This window comes from Microbacterium ulmi, assembly GCF_011759705.1.
In the GTDB taxonomy this organism is placed as follows: domain Bacteria; phylum Actinomycetota; class Actinomycetes; order Actinomycetales; family Microbacteriaceae; genus Microbacterium; species Microbacterium ulmi.
In genome coordinates this window covers 798,066-824,346 of record NZ_JAAOZF010000002.1, presented here as the reverse complement: position 1 = coordinate 824,346, position 26,281 = coordinate 798,066, and the positions used below count along the sequence as shown (strand labels likewise).

Sequence of the window (26,281 nt, the reverse complement as noted above, 5' to 3'; positions counted from 1 at the left end):
ACCACAACCACGAGCTGAGCTCATCGGCGAGCGTGGCTTCGTCGATGCGGCCACCGTCCGGCTGGACAGTGGCAGGATGTCGCTATGCCCGAGTCTCCGGAGGTGCAGGCGCTGGCGGACTCCCTCCGCGAGCGACTCTCCGGGCGCGAGGTCACGGCGGTCGATGTCCTCGAGTTCCGCACCGTGAGAACCCGCGCTCGCCCGCTCGGATCACTCGTCGGCCATCGTCTGCGCGCATCCCGCCGCTTCGGCAAGCATGTCGCGCTCGGATTCGATGCGACCAACCTCGTCGTCTCACTGGGGCGACACGGATGGGCACGCCTGAATGCGACGGTGGGGGCCGCGCAGCCCGCGGGGGGTCCGCCGGCTCTCGCGTCGCTCCTCTTCGACGACGGGAGCGTGCTGGAGCTGACGGATGCGGGAACGTGGGTCTCGATCGGGCTCTCGGTCGTCGACGATCCGGCTGATGTCGCGGCAATCGCGAAGCTCGGTCCCGATCCCGCCGATGCGTCCTTCACGCGCGCCGTGTTCGCGACAGCGCTCGCAGGCCGCCGCAAGCAGATCAAGGCGATCCTGCAGGAGCAGGAGTCGATCGCGGGCATCGGCAACGCGTACTCGGACGAGATCCTGCACGCCGCGAAGGTCTCTCCCATCGCTCACGCGACGACGCTCGGAGTCGTGACGCTCGACCAGCTCTACGACGCGACGGTGGCGACCGTGCGGGACGCGATCGCCGCGAGGCGCGGCATCCCGATCGATGAGCTCAAGGCCGCGAAGGTCGCAGCCATGCGCGTGCACGGTCGTGCGGGGCGGGCGTGCCCCGTATGCGGCGACCTCATCCGGTCCTTCACCTTCGCGAGTGCGACCGCCGAGTACTGCCCGACCTGCCAGACCGGCGGCGCCATCCTGTAGCGACGTGCCGTCAGCCGCGATCCCAGCCGTAGGTGTTGAACCACGCAGCGCGACTCGATGCCTCCTCTTCGGATCCCGCGCCGCGGAAGGCGTCATGTGCGGCGAGCGTCTCGTCGGGGGACAGCTCGACGAAGCCCCAGCACACGAGACACAGCGCGCGCCCGCCGGGAAAGCCGCCCGGGAGCAGCCGCGCCTTGGCGGCGTGCCTGCCTCCTCCCGCGCACGCCGGCGGATCGGCCTCGAGCTCGGACCACATCTGACTCGTGCCGACGCGATTGTGCAGTCCCGGATGCCCTGCAGCTCGCGTGCAGATCACACCGGCACGCCGACTGCGGCACCAGCGCGCCGTCGGAAAGCCGTCCACGACGGGAGTGTATTGCGCTCGACGCATGCACGCCTCGTCGGGCCGACGAGCGTCTAGCATGGAGGGATGGCAACGTCGAACCTTCCCGCTCCCGTTCTTCAGCCGCTGCAGCCGGTCGCGGACGACAAGAACCTCCTGCCCGTCGTCGACGATGGCGCATCATGCTGCGGCGGTTTCTGCAGCACGAACTGACGGGCGCATCGCGACCCGCCCATGCCTGATGGACCGTCTCGCGCGCTGACAACCATCGGCCGCATCCTCATCTCAGAGGAGTCCGTCTACGGCCTCATCCTCGTCTCCGGGATGATCGTCGTCAGCAACTCGCTGACCGGAACGTCAGCCAACGCCCTGCTGACCGTCGTCATCACGGTCATCGTGTTCTTCTCCGCGCACGTCTACGCCGGCACCATCGCAGGACTCGCGAAGGAGCACACTCGCGGCAGCGTCCGCGCGAGCTTCGCCGCGGCGTTCCACCACTCGGAGGGCATGCTCCTCATCGCGATCGCCCCGATCGCGGTGCTACTGCTCGGGGTGGGCCGTGTTCTCGACGACGATGTCGCCATCTGGACTGCCCTCATCGTCGACACGGTCATCCTCGGCGTGCTCGGCTGGTTCGCCGTCGCCAGTTGGGTAAAGCGCTTCTGGCCTCGCATGCTCAGTGCGGTGATCACGGCCGCCTTCGGCGCCGTGCTCATCCTTCTGAAGGCCCTCATCCACCACTGATCGCCTCGTCGTCGCGGAGCGCGCGTCCACGGGTCACGCCGGCGCGCCAGTGACGCCGCCGGGACGCCGGCGGCGCCGCGGCGCCGGCGCGTCAGTCCGCGGCGGCGGACACGGTGCTCGGCTCGTCGGCGGGCTTGCGGATGAGGAACGCGCCCACCAGCAGCGGGAGCGCCACGATCGCCGCGAGCAGGAATGCCGCGTGGGCACCCGCCGCGCCCGCCGCAGCCTCGCTCGCACCGGACTCGAGCGAAGACGCCGTGACCGCCGACAGGACCGTGATGAGCACGGCGATGCCTGCCGCGCCCGCGACCTGCTGCACCGTACCCAGGACGGCGGAACCGTACGCGTAGAACTTCGGCTCGAGCGACGCGAGGGATGCCGTGAACAGCGGCGTGAACGACAAGGCGAGCCCCAGGGACAGCACCGTCTGCAGCACGACGATGATCCACAGCGGGGTCGATTGCGTGAACGTCGTGTACGCCCACAGCACCGACACCGCGATGATCGAGCCAGGGATGAGCAGGACCTTCGTGCCGCGCGCGTCGTAGATGCGCCCGATGAAGGGGCCGGCGATACCCATCGCGAGCGAGCCGGGCAGCACCGCGAGCCCCGTCTCGAGCGGCGAGATCTCGAGGACGCTCTGCATGTACAGCGGCAGGACCGTTATGACGCCGAAGAACGCGACCGAGAGGACCGCCATCTGCGCGATCGACAGCGCGAAGTTGCGCGAGCGGAAGACCCGCAGGTCGAGGAGCGCGTCGTCGACCCGCTGCAGGAGCACCTGGCGCCAGAGGAACAGGCCGAGCGCGACGACGCCGACGCCGAGGGCGATCCACAGCGACAGTGTCGAGACGGCCTCGGCCTCCGCTCCCGCCGTGTGGCTCACGGCGCCGCCGATCTGGCTGAGGCCGTAGACGATGCCCCCGAAGCCGAGTGCGGACAGCACGATCGACGGGACATCGATCGGTGCGCTGGTGGTCTCGCCCAGGTTGTGGATCCAGCGCGCGCCGATCGCGAGGGCGACGAGCGCGATGGGAAGGACGATGCCGAAGATCCACCGCCAGCTCAGGTTGTCGAGGAGGAACCCCGACAGCGTCGGGCCGATCGCGGGCGCGAGCGACATCACGATCGAGACGCGCCCCATCATCCGCCCGCGGGCATGCGGGGGGACGATCGTCATGAGGGTCGTCATGAGCAGCGGCATCATGATCGCCGTCCCGGACGCCTGCACGACGCGCGCGACGACCAGGACCGGGAACCCCGGTGCGACGACCGCGATGAGCGTGCCGAGCGAGAAGAGGCTCATGGCCGCGATGAAGATCTGCCGCGTCGTGAAGCGCCGCAGCAGGAACCCCGTGATCGGGATCACGACCGCCATCGTCAACATGAACGCCGTCGTGAGCCACTGCGCCGCGACGGCCGTGATGCCGAGGTCGCCGATCAGGTGGGGGATCGCGACGCCCATCGTCGTCTCGTTGAGGATCGCCACGAACGCCGCGGCGAGCAGGAGCCAGATGACGCGGCTCTCCTCGGGGCGGAGCACGGGCTGATCCGCGGCGGCAGCGGGGGCGGGGCTGGCGCCGGGCCTGATGTCGGTGGCGGCCATGCGTCGTCTCCTCGGTTCTCGGCGATGCGGGGGAAAGGGCACACGTCGGCCCGTGAAGCGCCTCGGGGAACAGCGAAGCGGCCACCCCCGATGCGGCACCTTGAGACTAACCGCCGGGTCCGACACGGCATTCCCCTCGGAGGTGGAAACATTCGAGCATGGCAGCCAGACATACGACCGTGCTCCTACGCAGCGTCCTCTCCCTCGTCGTCGGCGTCGTGGTCGGCGTGATCGTGACGCCGCTGCTCGGGCTCGCGGCGGGACTCCTGGCGGGATGGGCCGCGCTCGCGCTCACGAGCGTCGCCTGGGTCCTCCTCACGGTGTGGTCGATGGATGCCGCGCGGACCAGGGCTCACGCGACAGCCGAGGACCCGGGGCGCAGGATCGCGCGGCTCGTGGCGCTCGTCGGAAGCATCGCAAGCCTCGGCGCCGTCGCGGTCGTGCTGCTGCAGACGCGGCATGCGGGAGACGTCGCGTCGTTCTTCCTCGCAGGGATCTCGGTCGTCGCGGTCGCGGCGTCCTGGGCTCTCATCCAGGTCGATTACCTCCTGCGCTACGCGCACGTCTACTACTCGGATCCCGTCGGCGGGATCGACTTCAACCAGGAGGCCGACCCGGAGTACACGGACTTCGCCTACTTCTCGGTCGGACTCGGGATGACCTACCAGGTCGCCGACACGAACGTGCGCACGAACGCGATCCGGCGCATCATCATCGCCCAGACGCTTCTCGCGTATCTGTTCGGCGCCGTCATCCTCGCGACCGTCATCAACCTCGTCACGAGCCTCGGCTGACGGAGCGCCGCTCCCTTCGGGGTGCCCGTCGTTAGGCTGGCCCTCATGAGCATGGGCGGCATGGGCGGCATGGGCGGGGGCGGCGGACGCGGAGGGTTCCGAGGCGTCGACGAAGCGGCGCAGAAGAAGCTCAACGCGCAGGCCCCGACGATCCCCGATCTGGGAGCGCGGGTCGTCGGGCTGTTCCGCCCCTACACGGGACGCATCATCGTGACGGGCGCGATCGTGATGGCCGGCGCCGCGATCGCGGTGATCCCGCCGCTGCTCGTGCAGCGCGTGTTCGACGACGCGCTCTTCCCGACGGACGGCAGCGGGGTCGACATCCCGCTCCTCATCAGGCTCGTCCTGTTCATGATCGGGCTCTTCCTGCTGTCGGCGGGACTCGGCGTGACGCAGACGTGGCTCACCTCGACCGTCGGCAACAACGTGACCGGAGACCTGCGGGTCCGGCTCTTCGAGCACCTGCAGGCGATGGAGCTGGGCTTCTTCACGCGTACGAAGACCGGGGTCATCCAGTCCCGGCTCCAGAACGACGTCGGCGCCGTCTCGGGCGTCCTGACGAACACGGTCACGAGCATCCTCGGCAACGTCGTGACCGTGATCGCGTCGCTCGTCGCGATGATCCTCATCGACTGGCGCCTGACGCTCATCGCGCTGTTCCTCATGCCGCTGCTGATCTTCGTGCAGCGCCGAGTGGGGCAGGTGCGCGCGCGCATCGCCGGGGAGACGCAGGAATCCCTGTCCGAGCTCACCTCCATCACGCAGGAGACGCTGTCGGTCAGCGGCATCCTGCTGTCGAAGGCCTTCAATCGCCAGCGCTCCGAGTCGCAGCGGTACAGGTCCGAGAACGCGAACCAGGTGCGGCTGCAGGTGCGGCGAGCCATGAGCGGTCAGGGCTTCTTCGCCGTCGTGCAGGTGCTCATGGCGAGCGTGCCGGCCGTCATCTATCTCGTCTCGGGATACCTCATGACGGGAGGTGCCGACACGATCACGGCGGGCACGATCGTCGCGTTCACGACCGTGCAGGCGCGACTGCTGCAGCCGCTCATGGGGCTCATGCGGGTCGCCCTCGACCTGCAGACCTCGAGCGCGATCTTCGCCCGCATCTTCGAGTACCTCGACCTGCACCCCATGATCGAGGACGCCCCCGGCGCGATCACGGTGTCGAAGGCGCCGGGACCTCTCGGGCAGATCGCGTTCGAGGACGTCGTGTTCCGCTATCCGGATGCCGCGGAAGGCGTGCGGCCGACGCTCGGCGGCATCTCGTTCACGGCCGAGCCGGGGCAACACGTCGCGTTCGTCGGTCCGTCGGGAGCGGGCAAGACGACGGTCCTGTACCTCGCGCCGCGGCTGTACGAGGCCTCAGGGGGCAGCGTCCTGTTCGCGGGGGAGGATGTCCGCCGCCTCACGCAGGAGTCGATCATCGACGCCGTGGGGATCGTGTCGCAGGAGACGTACCTCTTCCACGCGACGATCCGCGAGAACCTGCGGTACGCCAAGCCCGAGGCGACGGATGCCGAGATCGAGGCCGCGTGCGTGGCGGCGAACATCCATCACATCATCACGAGCTTCGAGGACGGCTACGACACCGTCGTCGGCGAGCGCGGATACCGCCTCTCCGGCGGCGAGAAGCAGCGCATCGCGATCGCGCGCGTGCTCCTGAAGGACCCGCCCGTCCTCCTCCTGGACGAGGCGACGTCGGCGCTCGACACCGTGTCCGAGCGGGTCGTGCAGGAGGCGCTGGAGACGGCATCCCACGGGCGCACGACTCTGTCGATCGCGCACCGGCTCTCGACGGTGATCGGCGCCGACGTCATCCACGTCATCGAGGCGGGCCGCATCGTCGAGTCGGGGACGCACTCGGAGCTGCTCGCGCTCGGCGGGCTGTACTCCGAGCTCGCGGCGGAGCAGCTGGCGGCGTCGAAGATCCTCGAGGTCGAGGAGGCGCAGCCGCGCGCGGCGCTGCCGGAGCGACGCGCCGACAAGGCTCCGGAGGATGCGGATGCCGCAGCCGCCGTCACGCTCCTCGTCGAAGACGCACCGGACGACGAGCACGTGTGGCCGCACCTGGGCGACGACGGCGCGTACGTGCCTCCCACGCGCGGCTGAGCTCGCCCCGGCCGATCGCGCGGCGGCACTCGGGGCTCATGCCGGGAAGGCGACGGGCCGCGGCCGCCGCGTGCGCATGACCGTCGTTCGAGCGCGGACGGGCGCGTCACCAGAGTCGCGCGGCGTCGACGAGCGTCGCGGCCTCCGCGTCCAGCTCGGCGCCGGCGCCTCCCCGTGCCCACACGTCGCGCGTGAACCGTCCGAGCGCGCGCCGGTACGCGTCGTCCGGATGGCCCTGGGCGATCCGGACGAGGGGCGGGACGTCCATCGCGAGGATGAGCCTCACGCGGGATCGCGCGGCGGCGGGATGACCCGTCGCCTCGAGCACCTCGATGCCGCCGGCCATCGCCTCGAGGTAGTCGCGAAGGACGGGCACGGCATCCTTCGTCTGCGTGATGGAGGATCCGTCGGCTCGCTCGCGCCAGTGTGCCACGACATCCGGGACGACGTCGAACGCGCGGGCGCCCGCGTACATGCGCTGCGCGACGATCTGGTCCTCGTACGCCTTCCCCTCGGGGAAGGCGAGTGCGAGCCGGCGCCAGAAGTCCGTGCGGCTCACCTTCGACCACGCGACGATGTTGCCGGATGCGTCGGGATGCCGGTCGATCGTCGTGGCCCGCCGCTCGGGGTCGGTCGCGGCAGAGACCCACGGCTGGACGACACCGGGCTCGTAGCCCCCGATGCCGTCGGGCCGCAGCCGCACGTACGCGCCGATCGCGAAGTCGCTCCCGGTCTGGTCGAGCACGCCGAGCAGGCGGTCGAGGGCGACGGGGGTGAACAGGTCGTCCGCGTCGAGGAACCCGAGGAAGGGCGTCCGGACGTGCTCGAGCCCTGTGTTGCGCGCCGCGCCGAGCCCCCGGCGGCGCGCGTGGTGCACGACCCGGAAGCGCGGATCGGCCGCCGCCGCGCTCTCGAACAGCGCTCCCGTCCCGTCCGTCGACGCGTCGTCGACGAGCACGGCGACCCAGTCCCGGCGCGTCTGACGGCGCAGCGAGTCGAGGGCTTCCGCCGCGTACGGAGCGACGTCGAAGCCCGGCACGATGACGGTGATCGCTGCGGGGGGCACGTGCCCGATCCTATCGACGGGCCTCAGCGGGAGACCGCGGCGACGGATGCCGCGACCGCGTCGGCGACGGCATCCAGCGAGTCGCGGAGCCCGTGCGGGAAGGTGAACCGCACCGCGGTCTGCGCGACCTCCGGCCCGATGCCCATCGCCAGCAGCACGTGTGAGGGCTCGTCGCTGCCCGCGGCGCACGCCGAGCCGCTCGACGACACGACCCCGCGGCGCTCGAGCTCGAGGAGCACGGCCTCGCCGCTCGTTCCCGCGAACGTGAAGCTCGCCGTCGCGGGGAGGCGATGCGCGGAGTCGCCCGTCAGGCGGGCGCTCGGGACGAGCACGAGGACGCGCGAGATGAACGCGTCCCGCAGGACCGTGAGCCGCGCCGCCTCCGCATCGCGCTCCGCCTCGGCGAGCTCGAGCGCGGTCGCGAGGCCGACGGCGCCGGCGACATCCTCCGTGCCGCTGCGGCGGCCGCGCTCCTGACCTCCGCCGTGCAGCAGCGGCTCCAGCGGGATCCGGCCGCGGACGCCCAGCGCGCCGGTGCCCTTCGGGGCTCCGACCTTGTGGCCCGCGATGGAGATCGCGTCCGCGCCGAGCCCCGAGAGGGGCAGCCAGCCGGCGGCCTGCACGCCGTCGACATGGACGGGGATGCCGCGCTCGCGCGCGACGGCGGCGATGGCGGCGACATCCTGAATCGTGCCGACCTCGTTGTTCGCGTACCCGAACGTGAGCACCGCCGTGTCGTCGCGCAGAGCGGCGGCGACGGCATCCGGATCAAGCCGCCCGCCCGCGTCGACGGGCACGTGCGTCACCTCGAACCCGTGCACGCGGCGGAGGTGGTCGACCGATTCGAGGATCGACTCGTGCTCGATCGGGGTCGTCACGACGTGACGCGCTCCGCCGTGCAGCTGCGCCGCGACGGCGATGCCCTTGACCGCGAGGTTGTTGGCCTCGGTGCCGCCCGACGTGAAGACGACGTCGCTCGCACGCATGCCGAGCACCCGCGCGACGCGGCGGCGCGCCTCTCCGAGGGCTTCCGCTGCGGCCTCGCCGACCGTGTGGTGACTCGACGGATTGCCGAACCAGCGGGTCAGGAACGGCATCATCGCCTCGAGCACCTCGGGGCGCACGGGTGTCGTCGCCGCATTGTCGAGGTACAGCATCGTCATGCCGTCACACGGGCTCTGCCGCGCCGGCGAGCCGCATGTCGAGTCCGAGGTCGAGTGCGCGCGCGGAGTGGGTCAGCGCGCCGACCGAGATGACGTCGACCCCGGTCTCTGCGATGTCGCGGACGGTCGCGAGCGTGACGCCCCCGCTCGCGTCGACCGTGGCCCGCCCGCCCACGAGCTCGACTCCGCGGCGCAGGTCGTCGAGCGAGAAGTTGTCGAGCATGATCGTGCCCACTCCCGCCGCGAGCACGGGCTCGATCTGGTCGAGCCGGTCCACCTCGACCTCGACGTGGGTCGTGTGGGGCAGGAGCGCGATCGCCCCTTGGAGCGCCGCCGTCACCGAGACGGCCTTCTCCGCCAGCACCGCGAGGTGATTGTCCTTCGCCATGACGGCGTCGGACAGCGAGAACCGGTGATTGTGGCCGCCGCCGTTGACGACGGCGTGCCGCTCGAACACGCGCAGCCCCGGCGTCGTCTTGCGGGTGTCGGCGATGCGGGCGCGCGTGTGCGCGACCTCGGCGACGTACAGGTTGGTGAGGGTCGCGATCCCGCTCATCCGCTGCACGAAGTTGAGCGCGACGCGCTCCGCCGTGAGCACGGACCGCGCGGGCCCCGACACGACCGCGAGCACGGCGCCGCGCCCGAAGAACTCGCCGTCCTCGACCGTGAGCCGTACGTCGACCGCCGGGTCGGTGAGCCCGAAGGCGGCGGCGAAGACCTCGCCGCCGCTGAAGACGCCCTCTTCCCGCGCCACGAGCTCCGCCGTCGCGACGGCGTCCTCCGGGACGAGATACGCGCTCGTGAGGTCGCCCCAGGGGGCATCCTCCTCGAGAGCGGCGGCGACGACGCGGTCGATCGTGCGGCGGGTCAGCATCAGGCGGCTCCAGTGGTGAGGGAGGTGAGAGCGGATGCCGCGGCGGGGGCGCTCGCGGACGGGACGTCGCGGCGGAAGTGCGCGCCGACCGATTCGCGCCGCGCGCGGGCGGCAGCGACGAGCCGCTCCGCGACGACGAGGAGGTTCTCGTCCTCGAACCCGGCTTCCGAGCCGGGTGCGCGGGCGGCGGCCCTCCACGCCGCGAGGACGGATGCCGCGTGCCGCAGCCCCTCCTCGTCGCGGACGAGCCCGGCATCCTCCCACAGAAGCTCCTGGAGCGCTCCGCGGGAGAAGGCGGGGGCGTTCGGATCGGGGGCGACGGAGACCGGCGCCACCGCCGAGAGCCGTGCCGGCGCGCGCCATATGCCGTCTGCGGCATCTATCGCGATCGCGTCGCCCGCTCGGGCGCCGAAGACCGCCCCTTCGAGGAGGGAGTTGGAGGCGAGACGGTTCGCGCCGTGGACGCCCGTGCGGGCGACCTCGCCGACGGCGTACAGGCCGGGCAGCGTCGTGCGGCCGTCGAGATCCGTCGTCACGCCGCCCATGAGATAGTGCGCTGCGGGGGTCACCGGGATCGGCTCCCGCGCCCAGTCGAGCCCGCGGGCACGGACGGCGGCATCGATCGTCGGGAACCGTCGCGCGAGGAAGGCCGCACGCTCGGCGGCATCCTCCGAGTAAAGGTGCGTCGCGTCGAGGAAGACCGGCCGTCCGTCCTGCAGCTCCATCCGGTGCGCGATCGCACGGGCGACGACGTCGCGCGGAGCGAGCTCCCCATCCGGGTGGGCGTCGAAGGCGAAGCGGCGTCCGCGTTCGTCGATCAGCGTCGCGCCCTCGCCGCGCACGGCCTCGGACACGAGGAAGGCGTCGCCGGTCCCGATGATCGTGGGGTGGAACTGGTAGAACTCGAGCTCTCGGACGTCCGCGCCCGCTCTCAGGGCGGCCGCGATGCCGTCGCCCGTCGCCACCGACGGGTTCGTCGTGTGCGCGTAGAGCTCGCCCGCTCCGCCCGTCGCGAGGACGACGGCGTCGGACTCGATCGTCTCGCGGCGTCCTGCGACGGCGGGGGAGGCATCCGGGTGCTCGCCGACGAGCAGCTCGATGCCGCGCACGCGGCCGCCGCGCACGACGAGATCCACGAGGAAGGCGTGCTCGATCACCCGGACGTCACTCGCACGCAGCCGCGCGACGAGGGCCTTCTCGATCGCCGTGCCGGTCGCGTCGCCGCCCGAGTGAAGGATGCGCGGATAGGAGTGCGCCGCTTCGAGCCCCTTCACGAACGCGCCGTCGTCGCCGCGGTCGAACGCGACGCCGAGGTCGACCAGCTCGCGGATGCGCGCGGGGCCCTCCTCCGCGAGGACGCGGACGGCGGCCTCATCGCTCAGGCCCGCTCCGGCGACGAGCGTGTCGCGGATGTGGTCCTCGACGCGGTCGTCGTCGAACATCACGCCCGCGATGCCGCCCTGCGCGTAGCGCGTGTTGGCGTGCTCGAGCACATCCTTCGTGACGAGGGTGACGCGGCATCCGTGCTCGATCGCGTGGAGCGCGACCGTCAGGCCCGCGATTCCCGACCCGACGACGACGGCATGCACCGTCACGACGCCTGCTCCCAGCCCGCAGCGGGCGCGGCCGGGGGCTTGGCCGCGAGCATGCGCTCGAGTGCGACGCGCGCAGGATCGGCGACGTCCCGCGGAACCGTGATCCGGTTGCGGACCTCGCCCTCGACGAGGCCCTCGAGCACCCACGCGAGGTAGCCGGGGTGGATGCGGTACATCGTCGAGCACGGGCACACGACGGGGTCGAGGCAGAAGATCTCGTGCTGGGGGTGCTCTGCCGCGAGGCGCTGGACGAGGTTGACCTCGGTGCCGATCGCGAACGTGGTCGGCTCGGTCGCGGCCTCGATCGCACGGCGGATGTAGTCGGTCGAGCCGGACTCGTCCGAGGCGTCCACGACCGCCATGGGGCACTCGGGGTGCACGATGACCCGCACGCCGGGATGCTCGGCGCGTGCCTTGTCGATCTGGTCGACCGTGAAGCGGCGGTGGACGGAGCAGAAGCCGTGCCACAGGATGACGCGGGCGGTCTCGAGCTCGGTCGCCGACGCTCCGCCGAGCGGCTTGTTCGGATTCCACATCGGCATCTGCTCGAGCGGCACGCCCATCGCCTTGGCCGTGTTCCTGCCGAGGTGCTGGTCGGGGAAGAACAGGACGCGGCGCCCGCGTGCGAAGGCCCACTCGAGCACGGTGCGCGCGTTCGAGGACGTGCAGACGATGCCGCCGTGACGCCCGACGAATCCCTTGATCGCGGCGGAGGAGTTCATGTAGGTGACGGGGATGACGGGGACGAGGCCCTCGGCATCCGTCGCGTCCATGTCGCCGTAGACGTCCGCGAGCTGCTCCCAGCACTCCTCGACCTGGTCGATGTCGGCCATGTCGGCCATCGAGCAGCCCGCAGCGAGGTTCGGCAGGATGACGGCCTGCTCGGGCTGCGAGAGCAGATCGGCCGTCTCGGCCATGAAGTGCACGCCGCAGAACACGATCGCCTCGGCCTCGGGGTGCGCCTTCGCGGCGTTCGCGAGCTGGAACGAGTCGCCGACGTAGTCCGCGTGCGCGACGACCTCCTCGCGCTGGTAGAAGTGTCCGAGGATCACGACACGCTCGCCGAGGGTCCGCTTCGCGGCGCGGATGCGGTCGTCGAGCTCCGCCTCCGACGCCTCGCGGTACTCCGCCGGCAGAGCGCCCTGTCGCGGCGACCCCGTCGGGATGACGTCGCCCATCGACGAGCCGGGGCCGTAGCCGGGTCGGATGTCGAAGTTCCACGGGCCGGCGGCGAGGTCGGTATTGCACGTCTCGGCGCCGGAGACGCCCGCGACGATGGCCTGGATCTCGTGATCGACGCTCGCGTCGATCGGCCGGGGCTGGAGAGTGATGCTGAGGGCGGGCATGGTCGTGCTTTCTTCGGATGGTCTCAGTGGCGGATGTCGAGCGGGCCGCGATCGGCGAGCTCGACCTCCCTGTCGTAGCGGTAGAGGCGGGCCGGGCGATGGCTTCCCGTGCGGAAGTCGTCCGTGGGGATGAGCGTGTCGGAGCTCTCGACCTGGCGACGGAAGTTGGCGGGGTCGAGGCGGCGTCCGAGGATCGACTCGTACACCTCGCGCAGTTCGGCGAGGGTGAAGACGTCGGGCAGGAGGCCGTGCGCGATGCGGCTGTAGCCGACCTTGTTGCGCAGGCGCCACAGCGCGTAGTCGACGATCGCATTGTGGTCGAAGGCGAGGTCGGGGAGGGACTCCGCGTCGAACCAGTCGACGTTCTCCTGGGGCTCCGTGCGCGTCTCGTCCTCCCGCACGAGCGCCCAGTACACGATCGAGACGACGCGAGACGGCGACCGGTCGACCGCGCCGAACGCGTACAGCTGCTCGAGGTAGGCGGGGGAGAGCCCTGTGGTCTCCGCGAGGGTGCGCGAGGCTGCGGCATCCAGCCCCTCGGTCGCGTCGAGCCATCCGCCCGGAAGCGCCCACTGGCCCTCGAAGGGATCGCGTGTGCGACGCACGAGCGGCAGCACGACGGCGGCGCGCTCGTCGCCCCGCGGACGGCGCAGCGTGAAGATCACCGTCGAGACGGCGACGCGGATGTCGCCGTCTGCGCGACGTGCCGGGGCATCGGCTTCCCTCGTGAGGTCTGTTCGTGTCATGGTGACTCTAACTCGTTGAACCGATCTTATAGTCACCGCGACACGAACTGCAAGTCGGGGCGCGCGCGTCCCACACGCCCTGCGTCCGCGGCGCGTGCACGACACGGTCGGCGGGATATGCTGGTCGGGCAACTGAAGACTGGCCCCATGACCCACGCGGGAGAGCCCCGGCATCCGTTCTCGAACGGCATGCCGAGCACCGAAGGAGCAAGCCTCCCCGCCAATCTCTCAGGTCCGCGTACCGCGCGGGTCGGGCCGCTCTGGAAAGTGGCTCCCAGCGAGCCCGCCGACGGTGAAAGCCGGATGCCCGCATCCTGCGAAGCTCTCAGGCCCATGACAGAGGGGGAGTTCTACAGGCGTCGCCCGACGTCTGCCCGCCGACACCGGGAGAACTCATGACCGAACTTCGCACGACGCCCCTGCACGACCGCCACGAGGCCCTCGGCGCGTCGTTCACCGACTTCGGCGGGTGGTCGATGCCGGTGCGCTACAGCTCCGACCTCGCCGAGCATCACGCCGTCCGCGCTGCCGCCGGGCTGTTCGACATCTCGCACATGGCGGAGTTCCTCGTGACGGGGCCGGGATCGGGTGCCTTCCTCGACTACGCGCTGGCGGGACGCCTGTCCACCCTGCCGATCGGCAAGGCCAAGTACTCGCTCCTCCTCTCGGACGAGGGCGGCATCGTCGACGACGTGATCGTCTACGCGATCGCCGAGGACCGGTACCTCGTCATCTCCAACGCGGGGAACCGGGATGCCGTCGCCGACGCCCTCGCGCAGCGCGTGTCGCGGGCGCCCGTCGCGGCCGCCTTCCACCGCGAGCCGTCGGCCGGCGTCGTCTCCTTCCTCCACGTCGAGGGCGTCTCCGACGTCGCGACGGTCGAGGACGTCTCCGACCGGTTCGCGCTCATCGCCGTGCAGGGGCCCCGCGCCGAGGAGATCCTCGCGACGACCGACGGCGTCGAGGTCGACGGCCTCGCCGGCCTCAAGTACTACGCGTGGCTCGGCGGATCCTTCGAGGGCGCGCCGCTGTTCGTCGCCCGCACGGGCTACACGGGAGAGGACGGCTTCGAGCTCCTCGTTCCCGATGCCGTCGCCGGCGCCCTGTGGGACTCGGTCCTCGCGGCGGGCGAGCCGCTCGGGCTCGTGCCCGCGGGCCTTGCGGCGCGCGACACGCTGCGGCTGGAGGCGGGGATGCCGCTGCACGGCCACGAGCTGTCGGTCGACACCCTCCCCGCTCAGGCGGGGCTCGCGCGCGTCGTCGCCCTCGACAAGGACGACTTCGTCGGCAAGGCGTCGCTCCAGGCCGTCTTCGCCGTCGACGCCCCCGTGCTCGTGGGTCTCGTCGCGGACGGCAGGCGCGCCGGCCGCGCGGGATACGCCGTGCTGTCCGGCGACGACGTCGTCGGCGAGATCACGAGCGGCGCGCTCAGCCCGACCCTGGGGCATCCCATCGCCATGGCCTTCGTCTCGCCTGCCGCGAGCGAGCCCGGCACCGAACTGACCATCGACGTGCGGGGGACCCGCATCCCCGCGACCGTGACCGCCCTGCCCTTCTATCGGAGGAACAAGTGACCGATCTCAACGCCCTGAAGTACACCGCCGAGCACGAGTGGGTCGCCGTCGACGGCGACGTCGCGACGGTCGGCATCACCGACTACGCGGCCGACAAGCTCGGAGACGTCGTCTTCGTCGACCTCCCCGGCATCGACTCCGGCGTCACCGCCGGCCAGGTCTGCGGCGAGATCGAGTCGACGAAGTCGGTGGGCGAGCTGTACGCACCGCTCACGGGCGACGTCGTCGCCGTCAACGAGGCGGCGGTCGACGACCCGTCGCTGGTCAACTCCGACCCGTTCGGCGACGGGTGGCTCGTCAAGCTCAGGGTGTCGGCGGCCGACGTCGAAGGGCTCCTCGACCGCGCCGCCTACGTTGCGCTGACGGAGGCCGACGCGTGAGCACGGCAGAGCTCGCCGGGGCGGCGCCCGCCGTCGTCGCGGCCGCCGCGGAGCGCGCCGGCCGGTTCTCCGCACGTCACATCGGGACGGATGCCGCAGCCCAGCGCCTCATGCTCGACGCGCTCGGCTACGACACGGTCGACGCGCTCGTCGGCGCCGCCGTCCCGGCATCCATCCACGTGCAGCCGCGCGCGACCTCGTCGATCCCCCCCGCCGCGACGGAGGCCGAGGCGCTCGCCGAGCTGCGCGTGCTCGCATCGCAGAACCGCACGGCCCGGCCCATGATCGGCCTCGGCTACTACGACACGTTCACGCCGTCGGTCATCGCTCGGAACGTCCTCGAGAACCCGTCCTGGTACACCGCGTACACGCCGTACCAGCCCGAGATCTCGCAAGGCCGGCTCGAAGCCCTCATCAACTTCCAGACGATGGTGACCGACCTGACGGGCCTCGCCACCGCGAACGCGTCGATGCTCGACGAGTCCACCGCGGTCGTCGAGGGGATGCTCGTGGCGCGCCGCGCCTCGAAGTCGGCGTCGAACGTCTTCCTCGTCGATGCCGACGCGCTCCCGCAGACCAAGGCGCTCCTCGAGCACCGCGCGGCAGCCCTCGGCATCGAGGTGCGGTACACGTCGTTCGCCGACCTCTCGGAGGTCGCCGCGTTCGGCGCGTTCCTCCAGTACCCCGGTGCATCGGGGCGCGTGTGGGATCCGACCGACGCGATCGCCGCGCTCCACGGGCACGGCGGCCTCGCCGTCGTCGCCGCCGATCTTCTCGCCCTCACGCTGCTGCGCTCGCCCGGCGCGCTCGGCGCCGACGTCGCCGTCGGCACGACTCAGCGCTTCGGCGTGCCGCTCGGCTTCGGCGGGCCGCACGCCGGCTACATGGCGGTGCGTGCGGGTCTCGAGCGTCAGATGCCCGGCCGCCTCGTCGGCGTGTCTCAGGATGCCGCAGGGCATCCCGCCTACCGGCTCGCGCTGCAGACGCGGGAGCAGCACATCCGCCGTGAGAAGGCGACCTCGAACATCTGCACCGCCCAGGTGCTGCTGGCCGTCATGGCCTCGATGTACGCCGTCTACCACGGGCCCGAGGGGCTCCGCTCGATCGCCGGGGAGGTCGCTCAGAAGGCCGAGGCCTTGGCCGCACGCCTGCGAGAGTACGGACTCGTCGTCAGGCACGACGCGTTCTTCGACACGATCAGGGTCGTGACCCCGGGCCCGTCGGGGCGCGTCGTCGAACGGGCGCGCTCGAAGGGCTACCAGCTGTTCTGGGTCGACGACGCGACCGTCGGGGTCTCGGTCGACGAGACGACGACGGCAGACGACCTCGCCGTCGTCGCCTGGGCGTTCGGACTCCCCGAGGCGGAGCGCGACGTGCGGGACCTGCCGTTCGGCGAGGCCGAGCCCCTGCGGGGCGTCGCGGCATCCCTCCTCCGTCAGGAGGACTTCCTCACGCACCCCGTCTTCACGGCGCACCGCTCCGAGACGGCCATGATGCGGTATCTCAAGACGCTCGCCGACCGCGACTACGCGCTCGACCGGGGCATGATCCCACTCGGCTCGTGCACCATGAAGCTCAATGCCGCGACCGAGATGGCGGCCGTGTCCTGGCCCGAGTTCTCGCGTGTGCATCCGTTCGCGCCTGAGGCCGACGTGCACGGCTACCTCGCGATGATCGAGCAGCTCGAGACGTGGCTCGCCGAGGTGACGGGCTATGACGCCGTCTCGCTGCAGCCCAACGCCGGCTCCCAGGGCGAGCTCGCGGGCCTGCTCGCGATCCGCGGCTACCACCGCGCGAACGGCGACACGGGGCGCACCGTGTGCCTCATCCCTTCGTCGGCGCACGGCACGAACGCGGCCTCCGCCGTCCTCGCGGGCATGAAGGTCGTCGTCGTCGCGTGCGACGAAGCGGGCAACGTCGACCTCGGCGACCTGCGCGCGAAGATCGCTCTGCACGCGGCGGAGCTCGCGGCGCTCATGATCACGTACCCGTCGACGCACGGCGTGTACGAGCACGAGGTCCTCGAGATCACGCAGGCCGTCCATGACGCGGGCGGACAGGTGTACGTCGACGGAGCGAACCTCAACGCCCTGCTCGGCTTCGCCCGCTTCGGCGACCTGGGCGGCGACGTCTCGCACCTGAACCTGCACAAGACGTTCGCGATCCCGCACGGCGGGGGAGGACCCGGCGTCGGCCCCGTCGCGGCGAAGGCGCACCTCGCCCCCTACCTGCCCTCGCATCCGCTGTCGCAGCGGGCGGACCACGCGGGCGGCTTCGTGTTCGAGGGAGGGCCGGTCTCGGCCGCGCCGGCGGGCTCGGCATCCATCCTCCCCATCTCGTGGGCGTACGTCCGCATGATGGGCGCGGAGGGGCTGAAGGATGCCACGGCCGCCGCCGTCCTCGCGGCGAACTACATCGCGGCACGGCTGGAGGACCACTACCCGGTGCTGTACGCGGGGGAGGGCGGCCTCGTCGCCCACGAGTGCATCCTCGACCTGCGCCCGCTGAAGGAGGCGACGGGCATCTCGGTCGACGACGTCGCGAAGCGGCTCATCGACTACGGCTTCCACGCGCCGACGATGTCGTTCCCCGTCGCGGGCACGCTCATGGTCGAGCCGACCGAGTCGGAGGACCTCGGCGAGATCGAGCGCTTCATCGAGGCCATGATCGCGATCAAGGCCGAGGCGCTCGCCGTCGCGGCGGGCGAGTGGCCCGCCGACGACAACCCGCTCGTGGGCGCACCGCACACGGCCGAGTCGGTCGTCGCGGGGGAGTGGACGCACCCGTACTCGCGCGAGAAGGCCGTGTACCCCGTGCACGCGCTCGTGCGCACGAAGTACTGGCCGCCCGTCCGTCGCATCGACAACGCCTATGGCGACCGCAACCTCGTGTGCGCCTGCCCGCCGATCGAGGCGTTCGCCTGACGCCGCGCGCGTCTGCGGACGTCGGAGGATCGGGCCGGGCCCGGAGGATCTCTCCCGAGACCTGCGAGGTTCGCGCGATCCTCCGAACTCGGTGACCGCGAGGTCGCGGGCTACGGGGTGGGGGTGGGCGTCGGCGTCGGGACGGGTCCGAACACGCCGGGCCACAGGGCCGCGGCGAGCGGATATCCGACGAACGCGACGACGTCGAGCAGCGTGTGCGCGATGACGAGCGGCATGACACGACCCCAGCGGCGGTACGCCCATCCCATCACGACGCCCATGACGAAGTTCCCCACGATCGGACCGACGCCCTGGTACGCGTGGTACGCGCCGCGCAGCGCCGCCGACGACAGGATGATCGTCCACGGTCCCCAGCCGAGCTGACGCAGCCGCGTCGTGAGATACCCGATCAGGACGACCTCCTCGAGCAGGCCCGCCCGCAGCGCGCTGAGCACGAGGATCGGGACCGTGTACCAGGCGGCGTCCAGCGGCGACGCGACGACGGCCACCGTGAGACCGGCAGCCCTGCCCGCCGCGTAGAGCGCGAGACCCGGGATGCCGATCCCGGCCGCGATCGCGAGGCCGAGGCCCAGATCGCGCCCGAAGCGGGAGAGATCGAGCCCGATCCGGCGGAAGGGGCTGCGTCCGGCATCCCACAGGAGATACAGCACGAGCCCGACGAGCGCGAAGGAGAAGAGGATGTCGAGCAGCTGGTACAGCGCATCCCAGAACGCCTGCGCGGACTGCGTCGGATTGAGCTGCGTCTGCTGCTGTCCGAGCGGGATCTCCGCGAGATACCGCCGCACGAGGGTCAGGATGGAGTAGAGCGCGGACTGTCCGACCGAGATCGCGAGCACGAGCGCGATCTCCCACGTGAGCCGGGAGCGCGAGATGACGGGGGACGAGCGTCCCTGTCGATCGACGTCCGCGGCCACCACGTCAGATTGCCACATCGTCCACGCTTTTTGTTAAGGGTCTGTAACAGTATTCGCCGTCGGTTGGAGCAAACGGGTAACTGTGCTTATGGTGGCCCCTGTCCCGTAACGTCCTCGGTCGATGACGCGCGGGGACACATCATCTCTTGCACAGGAGGACAAGTGAAGCGCAACAAGATCGCCCTCGCGGGCCTCGCGCTGCTGGCTGCGGGCACCCTCGCACTCGCCGGCTGCGCGGGCGGCGGCGGCACCACGCCGACGACGGCGCCCGAAGGGGACAGCTCCGCCATCATCACGACCAACGGCTCGGAGCCGGAGAACCCGCTGATCCCGACCAACACGAACGAGGTCGGCGGCGGCAAGATCCTCGACTCGATCTTCGCGGGGCTGGCCTACTACGACGGTGACGGCAAGATCGTCAACGACATGGCCGACTCGATCACGGTCGACGACCCCTCGACGCTCACCGTCGTCCTCAAGGAGGGTCAGACCTTCACGGACGGCACCGAGGTCCTCGCCGACAACTTCATCAACGCGTGGAACTACGGCGCGCAGCTGTCGAACGCGCAGCAGAACCAGTCCTGGTTCCAGGACATCGAGGGCTTCAACCCCGACGCCGACTCCGACCTCACGGGCCTCGAGAAGGTCGATGACCACACGTTCACGATCAAGCTGACCTCGCCCGTCGCGGCCGACTTCGCGCTGCGCCTGGGCTACTCGGCCTACTACCCGCTCCCCGACGTCGCCTTCGACGACATCGAGGCGTTCGGCGAGGCCCCGATCGGCAACGGCCCCTACAAGCTCGCGAGCGACACGGCGTGGCAGCACGACGTCCAGATCGACCTCGTGAAGAACGAGGACTACCAGGGCGGCCGCCAGGCGCAGAACGGCGGTCTCACGATCGTCTTCTACGCGACCCAGGATGCCGCGTACGCAGACCTGCTCGCCGGCAACGTCGACGTCATCGACGGCGTTCCCCCGACGGCTCTGCCGACCTTCGAGTCGGAGCTCGGCGACCGCGCCGTCAACCAGCCGGCAGCCGTGTTCCAGTCCTTCACGATCGCGCAGAACCTCCCGCACTTCAGCGGCGAGGAGGGCGCGCTGCGTCGTCAGGCGATCTCCCTCGCGATCAACCGTCCCGAGATCACGAAGGTCGTCTTCAACGACACCCGCACGCCCGCGAGCGACTTCACGTCGCCCGTGATCGACGGCTGGTCGGACTCGCTCGACGGCGCCGACGTGCTCGAGTACGACGCCGACAAGGCGAAGGAGCTGTGGGCCCAGGCCGACGCCATCTCGCCGTGGAGCGGCACGTTCCAGATCGCGTACAACTCCGACGGCGGTCACCAGCCGTGGGTCGACGCGGTGTCGAACTCGCTCAAGAACACGCTCGGCATCGATGCGTCCGGCGCTCCGTTCGTGGACTTCGCGGGTCTGCGCAAGCAGGTCAACGACCGCACGATCACCTCGGCGTTCCGCACGGGCTGGCAGGCCGACTACCCCGGTCTGTACAACTTCCTCGCGCCGCTGTACGGCACGGGTGCGAGCTCGAACGACGGCGACTACACGAACCCCGACTTCGACGCGCTGATCGCCGAGGGCGCCGCGGCCGCGAACCAGGACGACGCGAACGCGAAGTACCAGGACGCTCAGGAGATCCTGCTGAAGGACCTCCCGGCCATCCCGCTGTGGTACTCGAACGTCACGGGCGGCTTCGCCGAGACGGTCTCGAACGTCACGTTCGGGTGGAACTCGGTCCCGCTGTACTACGAGATCACCAAGGAGTAACTCCGGATCTCACCCGTGGGGCGGTGGCGCGAGCCACCGCCCCACGGGCTGTTCGCCCTGGCCACTCGCGCTCCGCACCCGCACGCGGCACGATGGCTGTGAGAGGATTCCGGCGCATAGCTCGTTCGTGACGTGCGCATCGCGGCCGGAAGCTGGAAGGAAAGCGGATGCTCGGTTACATCCTCAGACGTCTGCTGCAGGTCATCCCCGTGTTCTTCGGGTCGACGCTGCTGATCTATTTCCTCGTGTTCGCGATGCCCGGCGACCCGATCCTGGCGCTGTTCGGCGACAGGACGCCGAGCCCGCAGCTGCTCGACGCGCTGCGTGCGCAGTATCACCTCGACCAGCCGTTCATCGTGCAGTACTTCTTCTACATCGCCGGCATCTTCCAGGGGAACATGGGCGTCACGTTCTCCGGTCAGTCGGTCAACGACGTTCTGGCGCGCACGCTGCCGGTCACGGGCCGGCTGGCGATCATGGCGATCGCGATCGAGTTCACGCTGTCGATCGTCATCGGCACGGTCTCGGCTCTGCGCAAGGGCAAGGTGTTCGACAACGTCTCGCTCGTCATCGCTCTCGTCTTCGTCGCGGTCCCGATCTTCGTGCTCGCGTTCATCGCGCAGTACTTCCTGGCGATCCAGCTCGGGTGGTTCCGGCCCACTGTCGGCTCGCAGAACGACTGGGGTGATCTCTGGCTGCCGGCGATAGTCCTCGGCGTGAGCCTGTACGCGACGAGCATGCGCCTCATGCGCGGCTCGGTGATCGACACGCTCAATCAAGACTGGGTGCGCACGGCCTACAGCAAGGGCCTCCCGCGCCGCCGCGTCATCCCCGTGCACGTCCTGCGCAACTCGCTCATCCCCGTCATCACGAACAGCGCGACGAACTTCGGGGTCCTGCTCGTCGGCGCGACCGTCACGGAGGCGATCTTCAACGTCCCCGGGGTCGGCAACACGCTGTTCCGCGCGACGCTCGCCCACGAAGGGCCGACGATCGTCTCCTTCGTGACGGTCTTCGTCATCATCTACGTGATCGTCAACCTGTTCGTCGACCTTCTCTACGGTCTGCTCGACCCGAGGATCCGCTATGTCAAGTGACTCCGCCGCGACGCATTTCGTCGCCCCCGTCAAAGACGAGACGATCGCGGTCGACGCGGTCCGCGTCGACGCCAAGCCCACGAGCCTGTGGTCGGACGCGTGGCGCGATCTGCGCAAGCGCCCGACGTTCTGGCTCGCACTCGCGGTCGTGTTCGTCATCCTGCTGATGGCGGTGTGGCCGACGCTGTTCACCCAGACGCCGCCCAACGCCAACTGCCAGCTCGCCAACAGCAACGGCGGTCCCGCGCAGGGGCATCCCCTCGGCTTCACCTTCCAGGGCTGCGACATCTGGGCGCGCATCGTGTGGGGCTCGCGGACCTCGCTCGCGGTCGGCCTGCTCGCGACCCTCATCGGCTCGACGATCGGACTCGTGATGGGTGCGCTCGCGGGCTTCTACGGCGGCTGGCTCGACTCGCTGCTCTCGCGCATCGGCGACATCTTCTTCTCGATCCCCTACATCCTCGCGGCGGTCGTCGTGATGAGCGTCTTCTGGCAGTTCCGGAACGTCTTCACCCTCGCGCTCGCCATCGGCGGGTTCGCCTGGGCGTCGACGGCGCGCGTCGTGCGCGCTGAGGTGCTCAGGGTGCGCCAGGCCGACTTCATCACGGCATCCCGTGCCCTGGGCCAGTCGCGGTTCCGCATCCTCCTGTCGCACGTCGTGCCGAACGCGATCGCACCCCTGCTCGTCATCTCGACGATCGGTCTCGCGGCGGCGATCGTCGCGGAGGCGACCCTGACCTTCCTCGGCGTCGGGCTCGGCAGCGACGTCATGTCGTGGGGCAACGACATCTCGCAGGCGCAGCAGTCGCTCCGCGTCGCTCCCATGGCACTCATCTACCCGTCGATCGCGCTCACCCTGACGGTGCTCGCGTTCATCCTGCTGGGCGAGCTCATCCGAGACGCCCTCGACCCGAGAGCGAGGGCTCGCCGATGAGCGGCATCACCGACGCACCCCTGCTGAGCATCCGCGACCTGAGGGTCGCCTTCGACACGCAGTCGGGCACCAACGAGGTCCTGCACGGCGTGAGCTTCGACGTGCTCCCGGGCGAGACCGTCGCCATCGTGGGGGAGTCGGGCTCCGGCAAGTCGACGACGGCCTCGGCCATCGTCAACCTCCTCCCCGGGACGGGCCATGTGACGGCCGGCAGCATCACGCTCGACGGACGCGAGCTGACGACGCTCACGAAGTCGCAGATGGAGCGCGTGCGCGGACGCGACATCGGCTATGTCCCGCAGGACCCCATGTCGAACCTCAATCCCGTGTGGAGCATCGGCTTCCAGGTGAAGGAGGCGGTCCGCGCGACGGGCATCGCCTCGGGCCGGAGGGATGTCGAGGCCCGCGCGATCGAGGTGCTCAAGCAGGCCGGACTCGGCGATGCCGAGCGGCGTCTGCATCAGTACCCGCACCAGTTCTCCGGCGGCATGCGCCAGCGTGCGCTCATCGGCATCGGGCTCGCGGCCGACCCCAAGCTGCTCATCGCGGATGAGCCGACCTCGGCGCTCGACGTCACGGTGCAGCGCGTCATCCTCGACCACATGGCCAAGCTCACGCGCGAGCTCGGCACGTCCGTGCTCCTCATCACGCACGACCTCGGCCTCGCCGCCGAGCGCGCCGAGAAGATCGTCGTCATGAAGGACGGCGAGATCGTCGAGGCGGGTCCGAGCCGCATCATCCTCGAGAACCCGATCCATCCGTACACGAAGCGTCTCGTCACGGCCGCGCCGAGCATCGCGTCGCAGCGCATCCAGACGTCCTCGCGGGAGCGGATCGATCTCGACGTCGACCCCGCCGCGCCTCCTGCCGTGCGCGTGACGGATCTCACGAAGGACTACAAGATCCGCCAGGGCGGCTTCCGCAGCGAGCCGTTCCGTGCCGTGGATTCCGTGTCGTTCGCGATCCCGCGAGGAAAGACGCTCGCGCTCGTCGGCGAGTCCGGATCGGGCAAGTCGACGGTCGCGAAGATGGTGCTCAAGCTCGAAGAGCCCACTTCCGGCACGATCGAGATCGACGGCCGCCACATCGAAGGCCTCACGAGGAAGCAGGCGTTCGAGATGCGCCGGCGCATGCAGCCGGTCTTCCAGGACCCGTACGGCTCGCTCGATCCGCTCCGCAACGTCGGCAACACGATCTCCGAGCCGCTCGACATCCACAACGTGGGCGACAAGGCGTCGCGCCGGGCACGAGCGAAAGAGCTCCTCGACCAGGTGTCGCTGCCGCAGGCGCTCGCGACGAGGTACCCCAGCGAGCTGTCGGGAGGCCAGCGTCAGCGCGTCGCGATCGCGCGCGCGCTCGCGCTCAAGCCCGACATCGTCGTGCTCGACGAAGCGGTCTCCGCACTCGACGTGCTCGTGCAGGACCAGGTCCTCCAGCTTCTGGCGCAGCTGCAGGAGGAGCTCGACCTCACATACCTGTTCATCACGCACGACCTCGCCGTCGTGCGCGTCGCCGCCGACGACGTCTGCGTCATGGAGAAGGGACGCATCGTCGAGCAGGGCACGGTCGACGCGATCTTCGCGAACCCCTCGCAGGAGTACACGCGGCGTCTTCTCGACGCGATCCCGGGCGCCGCGATCCCGCTCGGCCGCGGACTCTAGAGCGCCGTGACGACTTCACCACGGGGCCGCGCGCGACCGCCCGTGCGGACGCTGCGCGCGACTTCGTCGCTCGTGTCGTTCTGGGCCGCGGTCGTCATCGCCGTCCTGCTCGTGGGGGATGCCGCCGTGCGCGGCCGATGGGATGTCGTGGCGGTCGCGACCGCCCCTGTTCTTCTCGGAGTGTGGGCGATGTGGATGCTGCTGTGGCGGCCAGGCATCCGTCTCGAGGCGGACCGTGCTGTGGTGATCAACATCGGACGCGTGCACGAACTGCCGTGGTCGCGCGTCGAGTACGCGACTCAGCGTATGCAGATCGTGTTCACGCTCGACGACGAGTCGACCCTGACGGCCTGGGGTGGGCCCTTCTCCCGCCGGCCAGGCGCGCGCGGCCCGCGGATGGATGAGCGCGGCACGGTCGACGCCGTCGACGTCATCGAGTTGACCCGCGCCGCAGCCGTCCCATCGAGCGATCCCGTGCGCCACCGTTGGGACGCGATCCCGTTGACGGTGGGACTGGTGCTCGCAGCCGTTGTCGTGGCCCAACTGGGCTTTTTGCGCTCCTAATGTAAACGTCTGGAAACAAAACAGGCAAAGTTGTCTGTTCATCCTTCGCGAGTTGTTAAGGTTGACCACAGTCGCGAAGTCGCGACCCAGAAGTGCCGCGTGACCTCGCGGTCGCCGCGAGCCTTTGGGGGCATGACATCTTGTGACGCTCTACATCATTCGACGTGTGTTCAACTACGCCGTCCTCACCCTCGTTGCGGCGTGCTTCGCGTACATGCTCGCAAGCCTCGGGCTCGATCCGGCCTGGGAGTACCTGCTTCGCAATCCCCCCGCACCGCCGGAGACGATCGAGTCGATCTACAACAGGCTCGGCGTCAACCCCGACGTGCCGCTCCTGCAGCGCACGTGGACATGGCTCACCAACATCTTCACGGAGGGCTCGCTGGGCCTCACGGTCGGCTACCAGCCCGTCACCGCTCAGATCGCGATCCGCGCCGGTGTGAGCCTCCAGCTCTTGCTCGTCGGGTCGATCGTCGGAGCGATCGTAGGCGTCATCCTCGGCGTGTGGGGAGCCGTGCGGCAATACCGCTTCAGCGACCGCGTGGTCACGATCCTCTCGTACCTCGTCATCGCGACGCCGACGATCGTCATGGCCATCGTCCTCATGATCGTCGCGACGAACGTCAATCAGGCGCTCGGGTTCCAGCTGATCAACTTCAGCGGGCAGTACTCGCCGGGAGTGGCCGACTCGTTCTGGCCCCAGTTCTGGGATCGGATCTCGCACCTGATCCTGCCCACGTTCGTGCTCATCCTCGCGGCTGGCGCCTCGTACAGCCGGTATCAGCGCAACGCGATGCTCGACGTCCTCGGCGCCGACTACATCCGCACCGCTCGCGCGAAGGGCCGCACGCGCGGATCAGCACTCGTGCGGCACGGCGTGCGTGTCGCACTCATCCCGATGTCAACGTTCTTCGCGTACAGCTTCGGCACGCTGGTGGCCGGCTCCGCCATCCTCGAGCTGATGTTCGGGTGGCACGGGATGGGCGAGATGGCGATCCAAGCAGTTCGCCAGAACGACATCAACTCCGTCGCAGGATCGACGCTGTTCGTCGCGATCCTCATCCTGTGCTCCTCGACACTGTCCGAGGTCCTCTATGCCGCCCTCGACCCGAGAGTGAGGCGATGA

Annotated in this window: 23 protein-coding genes and 2 riboswitches; of the genes, 14 read left to right on the top strand and 9 right to left on the bottom strand. The window is 70.0% G+C overall.

Annotated elements, in window-relative coordinates; all coding sequences use genetic code 11:
* Nucleotides 1-84: 84 nt before the first annotated feature.
* Nucleotides 85-912 carry a DNA-formamidopyrimidine glycosylase family protein gene (locus FHS08_RS16550; protein ID WP_167041718.1) on the top strand — a complete coding sequence of 276 codons (828 nt, stop codon included), beginning with the start codon at nt 85-87 and terminating at the stop codon, nt 910-912.
* Nucleotides 913-922: 10 nt separating this feature from the next.
* Here the strand turns inward: FHS08_RS16550 and FHS08_RS16545 are convergent, their stop codons facing one another.
* The gene (locus FHS08_RS16545; protein ID WP_243847538.1) at nt 923-1,276 is read right to left on the bottom strand and encodes a hypothetical protein; all 354 of its coding nucleotides are present in this window, start codon (nt 1,274-1,276) and stop codon (nt 923-925) included.
* Between the two features lie 66 nt (nt 1,277-1,342).
* On the opposite strand from FHS08_RS16545, the gene FHS08_RS17170 reads away from it, so the two are divergent.
* Nucleotides 1,343-1,468, top strand: a complete 126-nt coding sequence (locus tag FHS08_RS17170) for a hypothetical protein (protein ID WP_279587857.1) — start codon at nt 1,343-1,345, stop codon at nt 1,466-1,468.
* Nucleotides 1,469-1,489: 21 nt separating this feature from the next.
* The gene (locus FHS08_RS16540) at nt 1,490-1,999 is read left to right on the top strand and encodes a hypothetical protein (RefSeq protein WP_167041715.1); all 510 of its coding nucleotides are present in this window, start codon (nt 1,490-1,492) and stop codon (nt 1,997-1,999) included.
* A 91-nt stretch (nt 2,000-2,090) separates the two neighbouring features.
* Here the strand turns inward: FHS08_RS16540 and FHS08_RS16535 are convergent, their stop codons facing one another.
* Nucleotides 2,091-3,605 carry a DHA2 family efflux MFS transporter permease subunit gene (locus FHS08_RS16535; protein ID WP_167041713.1) on the bottom strand — a complete coding sequence of 505 codons (1,515 nt, stop codon included), beginning with the start codon at nt 3,603-3,605 and terminating at the stop codon, nt 2,091-2,093.
* A gap of 158 nt (nt 3,606-3,763) precedes the next feature.
* Here FHS08_RS16535 and FHS08_RS16530 point away from each other — a divergent pair, with 158 nt between their 5' ends.
* On the top strand, nt 3,764-4,399 hold the full coding sequence (locus FHS08_RS16530) for a DUF1345 domain-containing protein (RefSeq protein WP_167041710.1): 636 nt from the start codon (nt 3,764-3,766) through the stop codon (nt 4,397-4,399).
* 60 nt (nt 4,400-4,459) lie between these two features.
* Nucleotides 4,460-6,508 carry an ABC transporter ATP-binding protein gene (locus FHS08_RS16525; protein WP_170283258.1) on the top strand — a complete coding sequence of 683 codons (2,049 nt, stop codon included), beginning with the start codon at nt 4,460-4,462 and terminating at the stop codon, nt 6,506-6,508.
* Between the two features lie 106 nt (nt 6,509-6,614).
* Here FHS08_RS16525 and FHS08_RS16520 read toward each other — a convergent pair whose 3' ends face one another.
* The 6 genes from FHS08_RS16520 to FHS08_RS16495 are packed head-to-tail and all read right to left on the bottom strand — an operon-like array spanning nt 6,615 to nt 13,298.
* Entirely contained in the window at nt 6,615-7,574 is a 960-nt protein-coding gene (locus FHS08_RS16520) for a glycosyltransferase (protein ID WP_167041707.1), read from the bottom strand.
* 23 nt (nt 7,575-7,597) lie between these two features.
* Nucleotides 7,598-8,731, bottom strand: coding sequence for a cysteine desulfurase family protein (locus FHS08_RS16515; protein WP_167041927.1), 1,134 nt, complete (start codon nt 8,729-8,731; stop codon nt 7,598-7,600).
* Nucleotides 8,732-8,741: 10 nt separating this feature from the next.
* Nucleotides 8,742-9,611: a carboxylating nicotinate-nucleotide diphosphorylase gene (nadC, locus tag FHS08_RS16510; protein WP_167041704.1), complete on the bottom strand. Its 870-nt coding sequence runs from the start codon at nt 9,609-9,611 to the stop codon at nt 8,742-8,744.
* A complete protein-coding gene (nadB, locus tag FHS08_RS16505) occupies nt 9,611-11,206 on the bottom strand; it encodes an L-aspartate oxidase (protein ID WP_424960813.1) in 1,596 nt (531 codons plus the stop codon). Before nadB ends, nadC begins: the two co-directional genes overlap by 1 nt.
* Nucleotides 11,203-12,552 (bottom strand): quinolinate synthase NadA, encoded by a 1,350-nt coding sequence (gene nadA / locus FHS08_RS16500; protein WP_167041701.1) that lies wholly within the window; start codon nt 12,550-12,552, stop codon nt 11,203-11,205. Before nadA ends, nadB begins: the two co-directional genes overlap by 4 nt.
* Before the next feature lie 23 nt (nt 12,553-12,575).
* Nucleotides 12,576-13,298: an NUDIX hydrolase gene (locus FHS08_RS16495; protein ID WP_167041698.1), complete on the bottom strand. Its 723-nt coding sequence runs from the start codon at nt 13,296-13,298 to the stop codon at nt 12,576-12,578.
* 147 nt (nt 13,299-13,445) lie between these two features.
* A riboswitch (glycine riboswitch) is annotated at nt 13,446-13,552 on the top strand.
* A riboswitch (glycine riboswitch) is annotated at nt 13,553-13,648 on the top strand.
* 45 nt (nt 13,649-13,693) lie between these two features.
* Between FHS08_RS16495 and FHS08_RS16490 the strand changes: the two genes are divergently transcribed.
* The 3 genes from FHS08_RS16490 (at nt 13,694) to gcvP (ending at nt 18,176) form a co-directional block, all read left to right on the top strand.
* Nucleotides 13,694-14,872 (top strand): glycine cleavage system aminomethyltransferase GcvT, encoded by a 1,179-nt coding sequence (locus FHS08_RS16490; protein WP_167041695.1) that lies wholly within the window; start codon nt 13,694-13,696, stop codon nt 14,870-14,872.
* Nucleotides 14,869-15,252, top strand: a complete 384-nt coding sequence (gcvH, locus tag FHS08_RS16485; RefSeq protein ID WP_167041692.1) for a glycine cleavage system protein GcvH — start codon at nt 14,869-14,871, stop codon at nt 15,250-15,252. Before FHS08_RS16490 ends, gcvH begins: the two co-directional genes overlap by 4 nt.
* 110 nt (nt 15,253-15,362) lie before the next feature.
* On the top strand, nt 15,363-18,176 hold the full coding sequence (gene gcvP / locus FHS08_RS16480; RefSeq protein ID WP_243847604.1) for an aminomethyl-transferring glycine dehydrogenase: 2,814 nt from the start codon (nt 15,363-15,365) through the stop codon (nt 18,174-18,176).
* Between the two features lie 110 nt (nt 18,177-18,286).
* Here the strand turns inward: gcvP and FHS08_RS16475 are convergent, their stop codons facing one another.
* Nucleotides 18,287-19,129, bottom strand: coding sequence for a CPBP family intramembrane glutamic endopeptidase (locus FHS08_RS16475; RefSeq protein WP_167041686.1), 843 nt, complete (start codon nt 19,127-19,129; stop codon nt 18,287-18,289).
* Nucleotides 19,130-19,273: 144 nt separating this feature from the next.
* Here FHS08_RS16475 and FHS08_RS16470 point away from each other — a divergent pair, with 144 nt between their 5' ends.
* From FHS08_RS16470 to FHS08_RS16445, 6 genes are all read left to right on the top strand, one after another.
* A complete protein-coding gene (locus FHS08_RS16470; protein ID WP_167041683.1) occupies nt 19,274-20,899 on the top strand; it encodes an ABC transporter substrate-binding protein in 1,626 nt (541 codons plus the stop codon).
* 167 nt (nt 20,900-21,066) lie between these two features.
* Nucleotides 21,067-21,996, top strand: a complete 930-nt coding sequence (locus tag FHS08_RS16465; RefSeq protein ID WP_167041680.1) for an ABC transporter permease — start codon at nt 21,067-21,069, stop codon at nt 21,994-21,996.
* On the top strand, nt 21,986-22,930 hold the full coding sequence (locus tag FHS08_RS16460; RefSeq protein ID WP_167041677.1) for an ABC transporter permease: 945 nt from the start codon (nt 21,986-21,988) through the stop codon (nt 22,928-22,930). The genes FHS08_RS16465 and FHS08_RS16460 overlap by 11 nt, the downstream gene beginning before the upstream one ends.
* Entirely contained in the window at nt 22,927-24,591 is a 1,665-nt protein-coding gene (locus FHS08_RS16455; protein WP_167041674.1) for a dipeptide ABC transporter ATP-binding protein, read from the top strand. The genes FHS08_RS16460 and FHS08_RS16455 overlap by 4 nt, the downstream gene beginning before the upstream one ends.
* 6 nt (nt 24,592-24,597) lie before the next feature.
* Nucleotides 24,598-25,155 carry a hypothetical protein gene (locus tag FHS08_RS16450; RefSeq protein ID WP_167041671.1) on the top strand — a complete coding sequence of 186 codons (558 nt, stop codon included), beginning with the start codon at nt 24,598-24,600 and terminating at the stop codon, nt 25,153-25,155.
* Nucleotides 25,156-25,321: 166 nt separating this feature from the next.
* Nucleotides 25,322-26,281: an ABC transporter permease gene (locus FHS08_RS16445; RefSeq protein WP_341800452.1), complete on the top strand. Its 960-nt coding sequence runs from the start codon at nt 25,322-25,324 to the stop codon at nt 26,279-26,281.

Excerpts from the sequence above, each read along its gene's own strand:
- FHS08_RS16550 (WP_167041718.1), top strand. The coding sequence starts at position 85 with ATGCCCGAGTCTCCGGAGGTGCAGGCGCTGGCGGACTCCCTCCGCGAG.
- FHS08_RS17170 (WP_279587857.1), top strand. The coding sequence starts at position 1,343 with ATGGCAACGTCGAACCTTCCCGCTCCCGTTCTTCAGCCGCTGCAGCCG.
- FHS08_RS16540 (WP_167041715.1), top strand. The coding sequence starts at position 1,490 with ATGCCTGATGGACCGTCTCGCGCGCTGACAACCATCGGCCGCATCCTC.
- FHS08_RS16535 (WP_167041713.1), bottom strand. The coding sequence starts at position 3,605 with ATGGCCGCCACCGACATCAGGCCCGGCGCCAGCCCCGCCCCCGCTGCC.
- FHS08_RS16530 (WP_167041710.1), top strand. The coding sequence starts at position 3,764 with ATGGCAGCCAGACATACGACCGTGCTCCTACGCAGCGTCCTCTCCCTC.
- FHS08_RS16525 (WP_170283258.1), top strand. The coding sequence starts at position 4,460 with ATGGGCGGCATGGGCGGGGGCGGCGGACGCGGAGGGTTCCGAGGCGTC.
- FHS08_RS16515 (WP_167041927.1), bottom strand. The coding sequence starts at position 8,731 with ATGCTGTACCTCGACAATGCGGCGACGACACCCGTGCGCCCCGAGGTG.
- nadC (WP_167041704.1), bottom strand. The coding sequence starts at position 9,611 with ATGCTGACCCGCCGCACGATCGACCGCGTCGTCGCCGCCGCTCTCGAG.
- nadA (WP_167041701.1), bottom strand. The coding sequence starts at position 12,552 with ATGCCCGCCCTCAGCATCACTCTCCAGCCCCGGCCGATCGACGCGAGC.
- FHS08_RS16495 (WP_167041698.1), bottom strand. The coding sequence starts at position 13,298 with ATGACACGAACAGACCTCACGAGGGAAGCCGATGCCCCGGCACGTCGC.
- FHS08_RS16490 (WP_167041695.1), top strand. The coding sequence starts at position 13,694 with ATGACCGAACTTCGCACGACGCCCCTGCACGACCGCCACGAGGCCCTC.
- gcvP (WP_243847604.1), top strand. The coding sequence starts at position 15,363 with ATGCTCGACGCGCTCGGCTACGACACGGTCGACGCGCTCGTCGGCGCC.
- FHS08_RS16475 (WP_167041686.1), bottom strand. The coding sequence starts at position 19,129 with ATGTGGCAATCTGACGTGGTGGCCGCGGACGTCGATCGACAGGGACGC.
- FHS08_RS16465 (WP_167041680.1), top strand. The coding sequence starts at position 21,067 with ATGCTCGGTTACATCCTCAGACGTCTGCTGCAGGTCATCCCCGTGTTC.
- FHS08_RS16460 (WP_167041677.1), top strand. The coding sequence starts at position 21,986 with ATGTCAAGTGACTCCGCCGCGACGCATTTCGTCGCCCCCGTCAAAGAC.
- FHS08_RS16455 (WP_167041674.1), top strand. The coding sequence starts at position 22,927 with ATGAGCGGCATCACCGACGCACCCCTGCTGAGCATCCGCGACCTGAGG.